Here is a 14,249-nt window from a genome sequence, read left to right as displayed (position 1 = left end):
CGGGCCGGGTTCACCGTGGCGGCACCGCCGGTGGTCTGAGGCGAAGAAGACGTCGACGTCGGTTGCGGCGCCGGCCGCGGCCCGCATGCCACCACACAGGCCAGGGTGCACACCAGGAGAACCGTCGGGACGGCGAAAAGGCGCACGGCGTTTTGATACCACAGCACCGGGTTTGCTGTCGAGGACGGTCGCAGCGCCCTTTGTCAACTCGTTTTTCGGGCCTGAAAACACGACAAGTGTTGCGATACAGCGGAATTTAACCGTCGCGCGAGTAGTTGTCGTCTGTAGGACATCCACGATCATGAGGGGCAGAACAGGTGTACGCACTGACTGGAGCTGTGCTGGCCGGCAGTGCTCTGTCTGCCCTGGCCCTGGGTTTCCCCGCCGCGGCCCCCGCCTCGCCGTCGGGGGTAGGGTCCGCGCAGGACACCGCCGACGAACTGGAACGACAGGGTTTCGACGTCATCATCTACCGGGCCGGTACGGCTACTCTCGATCGGTGCACCGTCTCGTCGGTCCGGCCGGCGCAGATTCTGCAGCGGACGGTGTATCTGTCCGCAAATTGCTGAGGACCGCCCAGCCGGTCACTCCGTCGAACATTTCACTGTGCAAAAGATGGCGGCCCAGGACTGGGGCTTCTGCCAGCTGATGCCCAGGAAAGCGTTTATCGTGCAGATCAGTTGCGCCTCGCCGGGGCGTCCAACCGATTGGAGACCGATGACCACCTCAATGCGGGCCGGTGGAATCGCCATCGCTGCTGTCGCACTCGGGGTCGCACTCGCCGGCTGCGCCAGCAAGACAGTGTCGGGCACCGCGACCGAGGCCCCCGGTGCCACCGGGACCAGTGAATCCAGCGCCGCCCCAACCAAGACCAAAGCCGATGACAAGGACAGCCCGACCGGGCACCAGTACACGATCGTGGACTACATCCGCGACAACAACATCACCGAAACCCCGGTCCACCAAGGCGATCCGGGCACACCCACGTTGGAGCTTCCGATTCCCGAAGGCTGGACGGATGCAACCTCGTCGGCTCCCGAATGGGCCTGGGCCGCAATCGTATCCACCGATCCGGCGTTCGAAGCAGATCCGCCGTCCATCATCGCGCTGATGTCCAAGCTGACCGGCGACGTCGACCCGGCCAAGATCCTGGAGTACGCACCGAACGAGATCAGGAACCTGCCGGGTTACGAGAACCAGGGCGACGGGTCCGCGGGCCAACTGAGCGGATTCGATTCGTACCAGATCGGTGCCACCTACGTGAAGGACGGCGCCACCCGCCTGATCGCTCAGAAGACGGTGGTGATTCCTGGATCCGATGGGCTGTTCGTCCTGCAGTTCAATGCCGATGGCACCGAGGATCAGATGGGTCCGTTGATGGACGCCACCTCGGCGATCGACGAGCAGACGGTCATCACGCCGTAGTCACCTGCCGGGAGAAGGCCGACGCCGCAGCCACCTGCTCACGCGTCGGCCGGACTCCCGTGTACCGCTCGAATTGTTCGGCGGCCTGGAGCGCGATCACCTCGGCGCCGGTGATGACCGGCACGCCGGCCGCCCGGGCCGCGGCGATCAACGGCGTTTCGGCCGGCATCGCCACGACGTCGACGACTGCGCCCGCCGCCGCGATGGTGGCCGGTTCGAACGCACTGCGATGTTCGTCGGGTCCGTCTGCCATCCCGATCGGGGTGACGTTGACCAGAATGGGTGCCGTCAGGGTGCCGACCTCGGGCGCGTAGCCGTAGCCCAGCGCGTCGGCCAGTGCGCGCCCGGTTTCGGGGCTGCGCGCGACCACCGTCCCGTTGCTGAAGCCTTTGTCCCGCAAGGCCGCACCAACCGCCTTGGCCATGCCACCACTGCCCCGGATCAGCACCGCGTCATCCGGGTTCAACCGCTCGACGAGTTCCTGCACCGCCAGGTAGTCGGTGTTGGAGGCGACGAGATGACCTCCGGGCACCGACAGGTCGTTGACGATCGTGTTGACCGCATCGATGGCCCGCGCCGACGGTTCGACCTCGTCGACAAGGTCGATGACGTCCTTCTTGAACGGCATCGATACCGAACAACCTCGAATGCCCAAGGCCCGCACGCCACCGATCGCCGCGGCGATATCGGTTGTGGTGAAAGCCTTGTAGAGGTAGTCCAGTCCGAGTTGGTCGTAGAGATAGTTGTGGAACCGGGTGCCGATGTTGCTGGGCCGGGCCGCCAGCGAGATGCATACGCGCGTGTCTTTACTCAATGGCGGCCTCCGGCCACTGGCGGTCATCGGCGGCCTCCGGCCACCGGCGGTCAACGGCGCCTCACTCACTGGCTCACCGCCCGGATCACCTGTCGGGTCGCATCCCGGATCTTGGCCGCCAGTTCAGGTTCCAGGCCGATCGTGTCGACAGCGGGCACCGCCACGTCGGTGAGCACCACCCCGAGATCCTCACGCTCCCATACCGCGCCGAGCCGGTCCAGGATGCGTCGCATCGCGTAGTTGTCGCTCAACACCCGGGCGGTAAAACGTTTTATCCCAAGGTAATCGGCGGAAACCACCAGGGCATCCATCAGAAACGTGCCGATGCCGCGGCCCTGATAGTCGTCGCCGACGGTGAACGCCACCTCGGCCGTCGTCGCATCGTGCCCTTCGCGGACCACGCGGGCGTCTGCGACGACAGGACCCAACGCACCCTCGGTCATCACCCAGACGAAATGGTCGGCGTAGTCGACCTCGAAGAGGTACTCCAGCAGCGCCTTGGTCGGCTTGCGCACGGACTGGAAACGCCGGTAGAGGGTCTCACTGGAGAACTCGACCGGCCCGTTCAGGGTGCGTTCGACGTCGCCGGGCAGTACCGGCCGCAGATAGAACCAGTCGCCGGTGCGCATCTGTACCGGGATCGGTGTGATGAACGCGGCCAACCGTTGACGCGCGATGCGCACCATGCGGTCGAACATGCCGGGTAGGTGCAGGATGACTTCGAACGCGTCGCGGTCACCCACCCAGCCCGTGACCGGTTCGAGTGCCGTCACGGTGGCGGTGCGCGACGCATCGCGCAGTAGCGCGATCTCGCCGATGATCAGACCGGGCTCCAGATCGGCGACGACGGCCTGACCGTCGGGCCCGTCATGGACCACCCGGGACCGCCCGGAGGCGATCAGCATGAACGTCAGCGCCGGATCCCCCTGCCGGATCAGCACCTGGCCCGGCGCGGCCGACAACGGCCGCAGCAGGGCGGTCAGCGGTGCCAGGACGGACGGCCGGCATCCGGCGAAGAATTCCAGCGCCGCCAGGTCGTCAGCACTGATCTCGCTCAGATCGGCCACGCCCCCAAGGCTACGACGCCACCGCAGGCTCAGTCAGGGCTTGGCGAATCCGGCCTTGGCGAGAGCCTTTTGACCGGCCTCACCCGTGACCAGGTCGACGAAGCGGTGCGCCAGGTCAGCGTGCTTGGACTGCTTGAGCGCGGCGATCGGATAGGTGTTGACCGCCTGGGCGGCCTCGGGGAATGCGATGCTGCTCACCTTGTCCCCGGCTCCGGCGGCGTCGGTGACATAGACCAGGCCGGCGTCGGCCTGCCCGCTGGTCACCTTGCCGAGCACGTCGGTGACCGAGGTCTCCTCACTCACCGGGGACAGCGTGACGCCGGTGGCCTTCTCAACCTTTTCGGTGGCACCGCCGCACGGCACGGGCGGTGCGCACACCACGACGCTGGTATCCGGCTTGGCCAGGTCGGCGAAAGTCTTGATGCCCTTGGGGTTTCCCGGAGCGACGGCGATGGTGAGAGTATTGGTCGCGAAGTTGACCGGGCCTCCCTCGACGAGGTCCGCGCTCACCGCCTTGTCCATGTTCCGGGTGTCGGCCGAGGCGAACACGTCGGCGTCGGCACCCTGGGTGAGCTGGGTGACCAGGTCCGAGGATCCGGCGAACGAGAACTCCACGGAGCTCCCCGGGTTGTCGGTTTTGAACTGCTCGCCGATCTCGGTGAACGCGGATTTCAGCGACGCGGCGGCGAACACGGTGATCGAACCGCCGCCGGCGCCGGAGGGGGAAGCCGGGGCCGATTGCGTGGCCGAACTGCAGCCACCGATCAGGGCCATTGCTGCCACCCCGGTAAGTGCCAGGGCGAACATCCGGGCTCCGGTCATGACTTTCCTTTCGGGGTTTCCACGATCACGGTCGTGGCCTTGACCACGGCGACGGCGACACTGCCGGGGGCCAACTCGAGTTCACGCACCGACTGGCTGCTCATCAGCGACACCACGGTGAACGGTCCACACTGCATCTCGACCTGGGCCATCACCTCGTCGGCGATGACGTTGGTGACCAGCCCAGTGAAGCGGTTGCGTGCCGAGCTGCCTATGCCGAGCGGATCCTTTGGCGCCGCAGCGGCGTTGGCCCGCGCGAACGCCGCCAAAGCCGCCCCGTCGATCACCTTGCGGCCGGAGCCGTCGAGGTGGGAAGGCAGGGATCCGTCGTCGATCCAGCGACGCACCGTGTCGTCACTGACCCCGAGCAGTTCGGCGGCCTCACGGACCCGGATCTCTGGCATCGCGTCAGCGTATCGACACCTCGAGCCTCCAACAACCGCAAATACCACGCAATCGCGCCATTGAGTCCGCAGGTGCGGGTCTTGACCGCCACATCCTCGAATGCTAAGCAAGTGCTCAGCATTCACGACAGCTGACGAAGGGGAACCACATGGCGCTGCAGACAGTTCTGGACGACCTCCGCGACCGACCGGGTACCGGCGAGACAATTCCGGTCATCGATCCGGCGACCGAGGAGCAGATCACCGAGTTCCGGGACTGCGGGCCGGAAGCGGTCAACGAGGCCGTCGCCGCTGCGAAATCGGCCTACCAGTCCGGGGTTTGGACCGACATTCCGGCCCGCCAGCGCGCCAAGGTGCTGTGGCAGCTGGGCGATCTCATCGACGAGCACGCCAAGGAATTCGCCGAGCTGGAATCGCTGGACGCCGGCATGCCGCCGATGCAGGCCGAGATGATCGTCTCCACCTGCGCCGAGTTCTTCCGCTACTACGCGGGCTGGTGCACCAAGCTCAACGGCAGCAGCTACCAGGTGCAGATGGAGGGTGGCGTCAACAGCAATTACTCGAACCTGCACGCGTACACCACCAAGGAGCCGTACGGCGTGGTGGGCCTGATCTATCCATGGAACGGCCCGCTGTTCAATGCCTGTGCCAAGATCGCCCCGGCTCTCGCCGCCGGGTGCTCCAGTGTCGTCAAGCCGGCCGAGGAGACCCCGTTGTCGGCCGTCTTGCTGGAGCGGCTCATCGGCGAGGCCGGCGTCCCCGACGGGGTGGCCAACTTCGTGATCGGTTACGGCGCCACCGCGGGCGCCGCGATCACCGCGCACCCCGATGTCGAGAAGGTCGCCTTCACCGGCTCCACCGAGGTCGGCAAGCAGATCATGCGGGACTCGGCGGACAACTTGAAGAAGGTCACCCTGGAGCTGGGCGGAAAATCACCGGTGCTGATCTACGAGGACGCCGACCTCGACATGGCGATCATGATGGCCTCGATGGGCATCTTCGTGCATTCCGGGCAGGGCTGCGTGTGCGGATCACGAATCTTCGTGCAGCGCAGCGTGTATGAGCGTGTTGTTCAAGGCATCTCGATGATCGGCGAGAACCTCGTCCTGGGCGGACCCAAGGATGAGGGCGCCATGATCAGCCCGCTGGTCAGCCAGAAGCAGCTCGACCGGGTGCTGGGCTACATCGACCAGGGCAAGCGTGACGGGGTCGAGATCGTTTCCGGCGGTTACCGACTCGACCGCAAGGGTTACTTCGTCAAACCCACGGTGCTGACCAATGTCGACCCGACCACCAGCCGACTGTACAAGGAGGAGATCTTCGGACCGGTCGTCACGATCCTTCCCTTCGACGATGACGACGAAGCCATCGCGATGGCCAACGACACCGACTACGGCCTGGCCGCCACCGTATGGACCACCAACCTGGCCCGTGCACACAGCGTGGGCAGGCGCCTGCAGGCCGGCATGGTGGGGTTGAACTGTCAGCTGACGTTTGACCACAACGTGCCGTTCGGCGGTTTCAAGCAGTCCGGAGTCGGCAAGGAGTTCGGCTACGAGGGCATCGACGGCTACCTCAAGACCAAGTCGATCTGGGCGCAGCTGTAGCGGACGAGCGTTCGGTTACACCGAGAACCGGACGGCGGCGAGCTCGAGGGCCTTGCCCTCGAGCCGCTGCCCCAGATAGATCTCGGCCTGCATGAGCCGCTCGCAGTACCACCGGATGTCCTCGGCGTGCTCTCGCGATGCGGTGTACCGCGTCGCCATGGTGGCCACGTCGATGCGCCGAGTGTCGCGCACCTTCAGATCCTCCGATACCTGGAAACCGTCGTCCTCGGCCGCGGTGATGGCGTCGAGCACCTGCCCCACTGCCAGGCGGATGTCCCGGCAGCCGTTCTCGGCGATCTCGGAGGCCTCCCGCTGAATGTCGCCCTGTCTGCGGACCACGACGGTGTCCGCGCTGACCCGCTCCCCCGCGGCTTCACTGGCGTCGCCGGACCACTCGGCACCACCGGGCGCGTGCACGTTCTGCCGGTGCCACTCGAACAGCGCTTCCGACTCGGCGGCCGATTGACGCCAGCGGGCCGCAGCTTCCGCCAGATACGTTGTGTCCCAAGCTTCCAGCTGAGAACGAGTCAGGTCTCCACCAGTAGGGCCGGTGCCGGACGGATCATTCACATCAACTCCGCCAGACCCCCGGCGTGTTGCTCATCGACCGCGTCGTACCGTTGCGCGGCCGCAGACAGGTCCCCGGCCTGCGCACTCACGCGACTCGACTGGGAGGTCCGCGCTGTGCTCACCGCCCCATCCATCGCGACGACACCGGTGCTGCTGGGGTAGCCCCCCGCATCCGGACGGGCAGGAGTCAGCCTCAATTCGGCAGCGATCATCTCGCTGCTAGTGGCCCCCGCCCTCAGCGCCCCCGGGTCCACTCTCAGATCGTTTGCCATAGCAATCCCCCAACTGGCCAATCTGCTCCCCGAGGCTAACCGAATCGGCTGGGTTGAGCCCAGGGGCTGAGCAAGTATGCCATTGCTAACTGGCGTCGACCAAGAGCGGGTTCGGCGTGTGCCGGTCACCCGTTGGTCATCAACCGGCCATCGTCAAGCCTCCACTGACACTAAGGACTTGGCCAGTGATGAAGCTGGCATCGTCAGAAGCGAAGAAGGCCACCGCCTTGGCGACCTCCTCGGGTTCGGCGAGCCGACGAAACGGGATGGCCTTGATCAGTCCGTCCCGGACCTTGTCGGGAAGCGAATCGAACAGCGGGGTGTCGGTCGGTCCAGGGCAAACACAGTTGACGTTGATCTGGTGGCGCGCCATCTCCCGCGCCAGTGACTTGGTGAATGCGATGACCCCACCCTTGGTGCCGGCGTAGACGGTCTCCCCCAGACTGCCCACCCGCCCTGCATCGCTGGCAATGTTGACGATCTTTGCCGTTTCTCCCTTGGCGAGGATCGGTTCGAGGAACGCATGGGTGAGGCGTACCGGTCCGAGGAAGTTCACCGCGACCAACGACTGCCAGAGCGCATCGTCGTTGGACATGAACGGCTCGACGCGGTCGAAGCCCGCGGCATTGACGATGACACCCGGCAGTCCGTGCGCCGCCAGCACCTCGTCGCGCAGTGTGCTCACCGCCGCCGGATCCGCCAGATCGACCACGTGGGCGGTGGCGCCGGCGCACGCCTGCACGGTCTGCGCCAGGCCCGCTTCGTTGCGGTCGACGGCGGCGACGGCGGCGCCGTCCGCCGCCAGATCTATCGCGATCGCCCGGCCGATGCCCGAGGCGGCACCCGTGACAACGGCGACTTTGTTGTCGAATCGCACTATCTGGCCTCTCGATCTGCGGTGATATCTGCGGTGATGTGGACTCTATGGCCACTATCGGGGCACCGACACAGAAAATCAACCATCCGGTCGACAATTGACTTACTTGGTCGAAAAACCGTAGCTTCGGTTGAATATGACGCACGCTGCAGTGTGTGCAGACGGAAGGGATTACCCGCATGGATTTCTCTGATTACCAACAGCTGACACTGACCCGCCGGGAAAACGGCGTCCTGCTGATCACGCTGGACCGGCCGGAGAAGTACAACGCCGCCGACGAGGGCATGCACACCGAGCTGGCCAACATCTGGAAAGACGTGGCCGCCGATCCACAGACCCGGGTCGCGGTGATCACCGGCGCAGGCAAGGCCTTCAGCGCAGGCGGCGATCTGGCCATGGTCGAGCGGATGGCCGGTGACTACGACCGGGTGTCACACATGCTGTCCGAGATGAGCGACCTCGTCTACAACATGATCAACTGCGACAAGCCGATCGTGTCCGCGATCAACGGTGTCGCCGTCGGCGCCGGCGCGGTGGCGGCCCTGCTCGCCGACGTCGCGATCATCGCCGAGGACGCCCGGATCGGCGACGGGCACGTCAAACTCGGCGTGGCCGCGGGCGATCATGCCGCCATCATCTGGCCGCTCCTGGCCGGGACCGCGAAGGCCAAGTACTACCTGATGACCGGCGAGATGATCGGCGGTGTCGAGGCCGAGCGAATCGGGATGGTCGCCAAAGCCCTTCCACGCGAGGAGGTTCTGGACGAGGCGCTGCGGATCGCCGACAATCTGGCCACCGGCGCCCAACAGGCGATCCGGCTGACCAAGCGGGCACTCAACAACTGGCTGCGCAACGCCGGCCCGATCTTCGACCAGTCCGCGGCCTACGAGATGCTGACTTTCCTCGGTCCGGACGTGGTGGAGGGCTACACCGCGTTGCGTGAGAAGCGCGCGCCACAGTTCCCGTCGGCGCAGTCCTGACGTCAGTAGAACAGGCACAGAGCACGGTCGACGATCGCGGCACGCAGTTCACCGCGATCGTCGTCGTGCAGTCCGGGTCCGATCCACACCGAGGATTGATTCAGGACGCCGTGCAGGCACTGCAACGCGACATTGACTTCGGGACAAGTGAATTCACCGTCGGCGACACCGCGTTCCACCACCCGGCGGAACACCGCGTCGTGGCGGCGCCGCATGTCTTTCATCGGCTCATCGAAGACCTGCGGCCACCCTCGCGGCCAGGAGAACACCGCGGCCACCTCGGGCGCGGTCTCGGTGAGGATGCGGATCTGTTCATCGATCACGGCCGCCAGGTGTTCGCGGGCACCTACCTCTCCGAGCGCCTCTTCGCGCGCGGCCAACCGCTGCAGCACTTCCTGGGTCAGGGTCTCCAGCGCGGCGGCCACCAGCGCATCCTTGGACGAAAAGTAGTGGTAGAGCGTGGCCTTGGCGATGTCGGTCTGCTCGGCGACATCTTCCAAACTCATGCCCTGGTAGCCGGATTCGGTGAGGATTCGGGTGGCGGTCTTGACGATCTCAGCCTTGCGCCGGTCACGACGACGTTCCACGCGACTGGAACCTGCGGGCTGATGCTCCACTCGCCCATCCTAACCAGGGCGGGTCGACTACTCGACTGAGTGGACGAACTATGCCGGCGGGGCGGCGATCACCGAGAGCAACTGCAGCTTCTCGTAGCTCTCGCTGCCCGGTGCTGCGGTGTAGACCAGGAGTGAGTGGGACTGATCGGGGTCCAGCAGGATCTGGCAATTGAGCTCAAGGCTGCCGACGTCAGGATGCTGATAGCGCTTGACTTCTCGCGGTCTGATGCCGACCTCGTGTCGATCCCAGAGAACCCGGAACTCCTCGCTCTGCGCGGTCAGCAGCTCGGCGAAACGAGCGGCCGTGGACCCCGGCCCACGCAGCGCAAGCACTCCTCGAAGGCCGGAGACATACATCCGTGAGTAGAACTCATGATCTTCGCGCGGGTAGATGTCACGCACGTACGGATCGGTGAACCACCGGTACCCGATGCTGCGGGAGGGACCGGTGTGTCGGCACAGGTCGCCGACGAGGGCCACACCGAGCGGCGTCTGCCTTAGCGTCTCCCCCAGCTCGGTGACGATCTCGGCCGGGGTGTCGGTGAGTCGGTCGAAGATCCGCAGCATCCCCGGGCTGATGTGATCGCTGCTCGATCCACGGACCGGCGGTTGATGTCCGGCGAGACGGAAGAGGTGGTCGCGTTCGCCAAGGGACAGGTGCAGCCCCTGCGCGATCGACGCGATCATCTGCTCCGAGGGCTGCGGACCGCGTTCCTGTTCCAGGCGCGAGTAGTAGTCCGTCGACATGTGACTCAGCGCGGCGACTTCCTCCCGACGAAGCCCCTGTGTGCGGCGGCGTTGCCCACGCGGGAGTCCGACATCCTCCGGCTGCAGCGCCCCACGCCGGCCGACGAGGAATTCCGCCAGTGCGGCTCGATCGATCATGGCTGCCATTTTCTCCCCGGACCCGATCGCTCAACCACGGATCGTCAGACCGTGGATACGACGGAGTCCGGTGGGCACTCTCGAGCACATGCCAATCGACTACGACATCACGATCGACGACCTGTCCGGTAAGCGAGCCGTGGTGACCGGCGCGAGCGACGGCATCGGCCTCGGTATCGCAGCACGACTCGCCGCTGCGGGCGCCGAGGTGATCATGCCGGTCCGGAATACCCGCAAGGGCGAGGCTGCCGTCGCCGCCATCCGCACGCAGCATCCGCAGGCGAAGCTGTCGCTGGAGGACCTCGACCTGTCCTCCTTCGCCTCGGTGGCCGAGCTCGGCCAGAAACTGTGCGCGGAAGGCGCTCCCATCCACGTGCTCGTCAACAACGCCGGCGTGATGACCCCGCCTGACCGGCAGACGACCGCCGACGGATTCGAGTTGCAGTTCGGCACCAACCATCTGGGTCACTTCGCGCTCACCGCCCAGCTCTTGCCACTACTCAGAGCCGGGCGCGCCAGGGTGACGTCACAGACCAGCGTCGCCGCCCGCAACGGCGCCATCAACTGGGATGACTTGAACTGGGATCATTCCTATGACGGCATGGCGGCCTACCGGCAGTCCAAGATCGCGGTCGGGCTGTTCGGGCTTGAGCTCAGCCGTCGCAGCGCCGCCGCGGGTTGGGGGATCACCAGCAATATCGCCCATCCTGGCGTCGCCCCGACCAGTCTGCTCGCGGCACGCCCGGAAGTCGGGCGCGCCAAGGACACGTTGGGGGTACGGCTGATCCGCCTGCTCTCCGCTCGCGGCATCATGGTGGGCACCGTAGAGAGCGCGAAGCTGCCTGCGCTGCTGGCCGCGGCGTCGGCCCAGGCGAAGAACGGCGCGTTCTACGGGCCCCAGTGGCCGGGGCACGTGGGCGGTCCTCCCGGAACACAGAAACTCTGGAAGCCTCTGCGCGACAGCGCGAACGCCGCCCGGCTGTGGACGGTGTCCCAGGAGCTCACGGGTGTGTCTTTTGCGTCGGACTAGGCACGCTCCAACTCGCCATGATGCTCATCGCTTGCGCGGACGGTGAATTCGGTTCGGCGGTATATCCCACGACTGACAGTCCCGGCGCCGCGGCGACTTCGAAAACGTTGTAGGTAAGCGTGAGTTCGCCGAACTCCGGGTGACCGAACGTCTTGACGCCGTGCCGGTGTGCGGTCACGTTATGGGCCGCCCAGCGGGTGCGGAACTCGACACTTTGTGTGGCCAGCTCTCCGATGATCTGTGTGATGGCCGCTGAATGGGGATCGCGGGCGGCCTCGGCCTGCAACAGGGCCACCGCTTCGTCGGCAGTGCGGTCCCATTCTGGAAATACTTGTGCCGCACACGAATCGAAGAAGATGAACCTCGCGAAGTTGGGCCGACCGACCGTTCTGTCGAACAGGGGCGAATACAGGGCGCGACCCAACGCGTTAGCGGCCAGGATGTCGAGGTTTCCGTCCATCACGATCGCCGGCGAATTGGTCATGCTGTCGATCAGCGCCTGAACGCCCTCGGGCAGCCTGCGTACCGCTGCACGTTTGGCCCGTGCGGGCGGTCGGGTGCCTGCGGCCGCGCGCGCCAGATTGAAGAAATGCACCGTCTCGTCGTCGGTGAGTCGCAGCGCCAGGCTGACCGCCTGCAGCACCTCGTCGGAGACACCGGCGACGTTGCCACGCTCGATCTGGGTGTAGTACTCGGTGCTCACGCCGGCCAATTGCGCAGCTTCCTCGCGGCGCAGCCCCGGCACTCGGCGTCGCACCCCGGGGGCCAGCCCTACCTGCTCGGGAGTGATCTTGGCGCGACGGCTCATCAGGAACTCTCTGATGTCCTTCGCGATGTCCATGCCCCCACAGTAGGCAAGAACCCCACCAGCAGACAGGGGTTGCCGGTACCCCCTATAAACAGCGTCTCCTCCATGCGTGCGTGGGCTCGTAGCGTCGGTGACAGCCAGAGATTCGAACGACGAAAAGAGGTCACCCAGATGTCCGATAACAACGCAGCACAAAAAGCATTCGATGGTTTCCTGGAGATGTGGACCACCGGCACTACCGCCGGCCGGAGGGCTCCCGTGCTCCGCCGCCCCGACGAACTCGGCTTGCAGCACGAGGACGTGGTCTTCCCGTCGATGGACGGTGTGCCACTTGAGGGCTGGTTCATCCCGGCGGATTCGGACCGGCTGATCATCCACAACCATTTCCTACCCGGCAACCGCTACGGCTACCCCGGCCACCTGCCCGAGTTCGGCGGCCTGGGCGGCTTCGAGGTGAACTTCCTGCCGGAGTACAAAGCCCTGCACGACGCGGGCTACAACGTCCTGACCTACGACATCCGCAACCACGGCATGAGCGGGCAGGGCAACGGCGGCATCGCCGGTATCGGGCTGACCGAGTACCGCGACGTCATCGGATCCCTGCGCTACGCCACAGCCCGCCCGGACACCAAGGACATGAAGAAGGTGCTGCTGTCGGTGTGCCTGGGTGCGGATTCGACGGCCATCGCCTGGTCCAAACACCCCGAGGAATTCTCCGAGATACAGGCCATGGTCATGCTGCAACCCGTGTCCGGCAACTACATCGTCGAGGAGTTCGTCAAGGGCATCGGCATTGAGGACGGCTACAACAAGTTCGACAAGGCCGTGCACGAGCGCACCGGCTTCCATCTGTCCGAGCAGTCACCGCTGGAGCACGTGAAGGCCGTGACCGTACCGACGCTTGTGGCCCAGGTCCACGACGACACCATGACCCGGCCGCAGGATGTCCAGAACATCTTCGACGCGATCCCCGTCGCAGAGAAGGACCTGCACTGGATCACCGGGACCGACCGACGATTCGACGGCTACAACTACTTCGGCGTCCACCCCGAGGTTCCGATCGAATGGTTCGACAAGCACGTGAAGTGATCGTCGGCAATGTGACGAGGGTGTTGGCTATCGACACGAAAGTCGTGAATCCTGCCCGAAAGGCTGCACGTTCGTCACAGGGGCGCAGAGATGACATCGAGACCTACGGCGGAGAAACGCGGGTGCGGGCGACCTGTGCGGCTCCATTGCCGGTTATCAACCACAGCGTGGCGAGCTGCGCGATGAAGTCGTCGAGAGACAGATGCACGTCGCCGTTGACGAACGCCAGGATGGCATCGGCAGTCCCGCCGACGATGAACGCCGGTGCGACCTGCGCCAGCGGATCGGCTTCCAACTCGACCCCGTGCACGGTGCGTCCGTGATCTATCAGTACGTCGGTCAGCCGGTGCATGACCGTCGTACGGTGCGCATCGAGTTCGGGCGACGCCGCGACACCCCCGAGTAGGACACGGGCGCGACGAGGGTCGTCCACGAGTGCCCGCACTGCAGCAGCGACGCTCGCGAAGGCCTGAACCTCCAGTGGCTGCTGCGTGGCCGCGTCGGCCGCCTCAACTGTGGCGACGCGGACACCCTCGGCAATGTCGTCGACGACGGCGGCGGACAGCTCATCGAGGTCGGTGAAGCTCTCGTAGAAGTAACGCTTGTTGAGACCGGCTGCGGCACAGAGTTTCTCGACCGTCGCGCCGCGCCACTCATTGCGCGTCATCAGGTCCATCGCAACGTCCAGCAGACGCTCGCGCCGTTGCCGACGGCGAGCGTCCGCCGACTGGCCTCCGTAGGCGCGATTCGTCGTTGACACCACCCCCACAGTCTGGCACAGTCCCGTACCAGATATTAGGCACGATTCCGTACCAGATGCTTCCACCAGGAGAACCATGACAACCGCAGCCAAGAACACCGGCATCGACAATCAGGCACCGGACGCGGCCCACACCTCGGTGTTGAACGACTTGCGCGAGTTGGTCGCGGCGACCCGCGGTGCCGAGTTCCTGTAGGTAGTCCCAGCCCTGGCGCCGGGCCA

Annotated in this window: 17 protein-coding genes; 6 read left to right on the top strand and 11 right to left on the bottom strand. The window is 65.5% G+C overall.

Annotated features, from left to right (window positions below):
* The first annotated feature begins 317 nt into the window (after positions 1-317).
* Complete coding sequence (locus tag A5779_RS09720) at positions 318-569, top strand: hypothetical protein (RefSeq protein ID WP_064881254.1); 252 nt, start codon at positions 318-320, stop codon at positions 567-569.
* A 148-nt stretch (positions 570-717) separates the two neighbouring features.
* Positions 718-1,425: an envelope biogenesis lipoprotein LpqN gene (gene lpqN / locus A5779_RS09715; RefSeq protein WP_064881252.1), complete on the top strand. Its 708-nt coding sequence runs from the start codon at positions 718-720 to the stop codon at positions 1,423-1,425.
* On the opposite strand, the gene A5779_RS09710 is transcribed toward lpqN, so the two are convergent.
* From A5779_RS09710 to A5779_RS09695, 4 genes are read right to left on the bottom strand one after another with little or no spacing between them, the layout of a single operon-like run.
* Positions 1,415-2,266, bottom strand: a complete 852-nt coding sequence (locus A5779_RS09710; protein ID WP_064881250.1) for a shikimate 5-dehydrogenase — start codon at positions 2,264-2,266, stop codon at positions 1,415-1,417. The two genes, lpqN and A5779_RS09710, sit on opposite strands and share 11 nt — an antisense overlap.
* A 38-nt stretch (positions 2,267-2,304) precedes the next feature.
* Positions 2,305-3,306: an acetyltransferase Pat gene (locus tag A5779_RS09705; RefSeq protein ID WP_064881248.1), complete on the bottom strand. Its 1,002-nt coding sequence runs from the start codon at positions 3,304-3,306 to the stop codon at positions 2,305-2,307.
* A 33-nt stretch (positions 3,307-3,339) separates the two neighbouring features.
* The gene (gene modA, locus A5779_RS09700; protein WP_064881246.1) at positions 3,340-4,128 is read right to left on the bottom strand and encodes a molybdate ABC transporter substrate-binding protein; all 789 of its coding nucleotides are present in this window, start codon (positions 4,126-4,128) and stop codon (positions 3,340-3,342) included.
* Positions 4,125-4,532 carry a TOBE domain-containing protein gene (locus tag A5779_RS09695; protein WP_064881244.1) on the bottom strand — a complete coding sequence of 136 codons (408 nt, stop codon included), beginning with the start codon at positions 4,530-4,532 and terminating at the stop codon, positions 4,125-4,127. The genes modA and A5779_RS09695 overlap by 4 nt, the downstream gene beginning before the upstream one ends.
* Positions 4,533-4,681: 149 nt before the next feature.
* On the opposite strand from A5779_RS09695, the gene A5779_RS09690 reads away from it, so the two are divergent.
* Complete coding sequence (locus A5779_RS09690; RefSeq protein ID WP_064881242.1) at positions 4,682-6,139, top strand: aldehyde dehydrogenase family protein; 1,458 nt, start codon at positions 4,682-4,684, stop codon at positions 6,137-6,139.
* Positions 6,140-6,154: 15 nt separating this feature from the next.
* Here the strand turns inward: A5779_RS09690 and A5779_RS09685 are convergent, their stop codons facing one another.
* From A5779_RS09685 to A5779_RS09675, 3 genes are all read right to left on the bottom strand, one after another.
* Entirely contained in the window at positions 6,155-6,709 is a 555-nt protein-coding gene (locus A5779_RS09685) for a hypothetical protein (RefSeq protein ID WP_055117017.1), read from the bottom strand.
* The gene (locus tag A5779_RS34790) at positions 6,706-6,831 is read right to left on the bottom strand and encodes a hypothetical protein (protein WP_269085839.1); all 126 of its coding nucleotides are present in this window, start codon (positions 6,829-6,831) and stop codon (positions 6,706-6,708) included. The genes A5779_RS09685 and A5779_RS34790 overlap by 4 nt, the downstream gene beginning before the upstream one ends.
* Before the next feature lie 289 nt (positions 6,832-7,120).
* On the bottom strand, positions 7,121-7,858 hold the full coding sequence (locus A5779_RS09675) for an SDR family NAD(P)-dependent oxidoreductase (RefSeq protein ID WP_064881238.1): 738 nt from the start codon (positions 7,856-7,858) through the stop codon (positions 7,121-7,123).
* A gap of 179 nt (positions 7,859-8,037) precedes the next feature.
* On the opposite strand from A5779_RS09675, the gene A5779_RS09670 reads away from it, so the two are divergent.
* A complete protein-coding gene (locus A5779_RS09670) occupies positions 8,038-8,838 on the top strand; it encodes an enoyl-CoA hydratase/isomerase family protein (RefSeq protein WP_064881236.1) in 801 nt (266 codons plus the stop codon).
* Positions 8,839-8,840: 2 nt separating this feature from the next.
* On the opposite strand, the gene A5779_RS09665 is transcribed toward A5779_RS09670, so the two are convergent.
* Both A5779_RS09665 and A5779_RS09660 read right to left on the bottom strand, forming a co-directional pair.
* On the bottom strand, positions 8,841-9,425 hold the full coding sequence (locus tag A5779_RS09665) for a TetR/AcrR family transcriptional regulator (RefSeq protein WP_236734713.1): 585 nt from the start codon (positions 9,423-9,425) through the stop codon (positions 8,841-8,843).
* 78 nt (positions 9,426-9,503) lie between these two features.
* Positions 9,504-10,340, bottom strand: coding sequence for a helix-turn-helix transcriptional regulator (locus A5779_RS09660; RefSeq protein ID WP_064881258.1), 837 nt, complete (start codon positions 10,338-10,340; stop codon positions 9,504-9,506).
* Between the two features lie 88 nt (positions 10,341-10,428).
* Between A5779_RS09660 and A5779_RS09655 the strand changes: the two genes are divergently transcribed.
* The gene (locus tag A5779_RS09655; protein WP_064881256.1) at positions 10,429-11,370 is read left to right on the top strand and encodes an SDR family oxidoreductase; all 942 of its coding nucleotides are present in this window, start codon (positions 10,429-10,431) and stop codon (positions 11,368-11,370) included.
* Here A5779_RS09655 and A5779_RS09650 read toward each other — a convergent pair.
* Complete coding sequence (locus tag A5779_RS09650; RefSeq protein WP_064881232.1) at positions 11,342-12,211, bottom strand: helix-turn-helix domain-containing protein; 870 nt, start codon at positions 12,209-12,211, stop codon at positions 11,342-11,344. The genes A5779_RS09655 and A5779_RS09650 overlap by 29 nt on opposite strands.
* A gap of 138 nt (positions 12,212-12,349) precedes the next feature.
* Between A5779_RS09650 and A5779_RS09645 the strand changes: the two genes are divergently transcribed.
* Entirely contained in the window at positions 12,350-13,267 is a 918-nt protein-coding gene (locus tag A5779_RS09645) for an alpha/beta hydrolase family protein (RefSeq protein ID WP_064881230.1), read from the top strand.
* Positions 13,268-13,370: 103 nt separating this feature from the next.
* Here the strand turns inward: A5779_RS09645 and A5779_RS09640 are convergent, their stop codons facing one another.
* On the bottom strand, positions 13,371-14,030 hold the full coding sequence (locus A5779_RS09640) for a TetR/AcrR family transcriptional regulator (protein WP_064881228.1): 660 nt from the start codon (positions 14,028-14,030) through the stop codon (positions 13,371-13,373).
* Between the last annotated feature and the right edge of the window lie 219 nt (positions 14,031-14,249).

Origin of the sequence: Mycolicibacterium peregrinum (genome assembly GCF_001665625.1) — a bacterium.
GTDB classification, from domain to species: Bacteria; Actinomycetota; Actinomycetes; order Mycobacteriales; family Mycobacteriaceae; genus Mycobacterium; species Mycobacterium peregrinum_B.
This window is presented reverse-complemented; position numbering and strand designations above follow the sequence as displayed.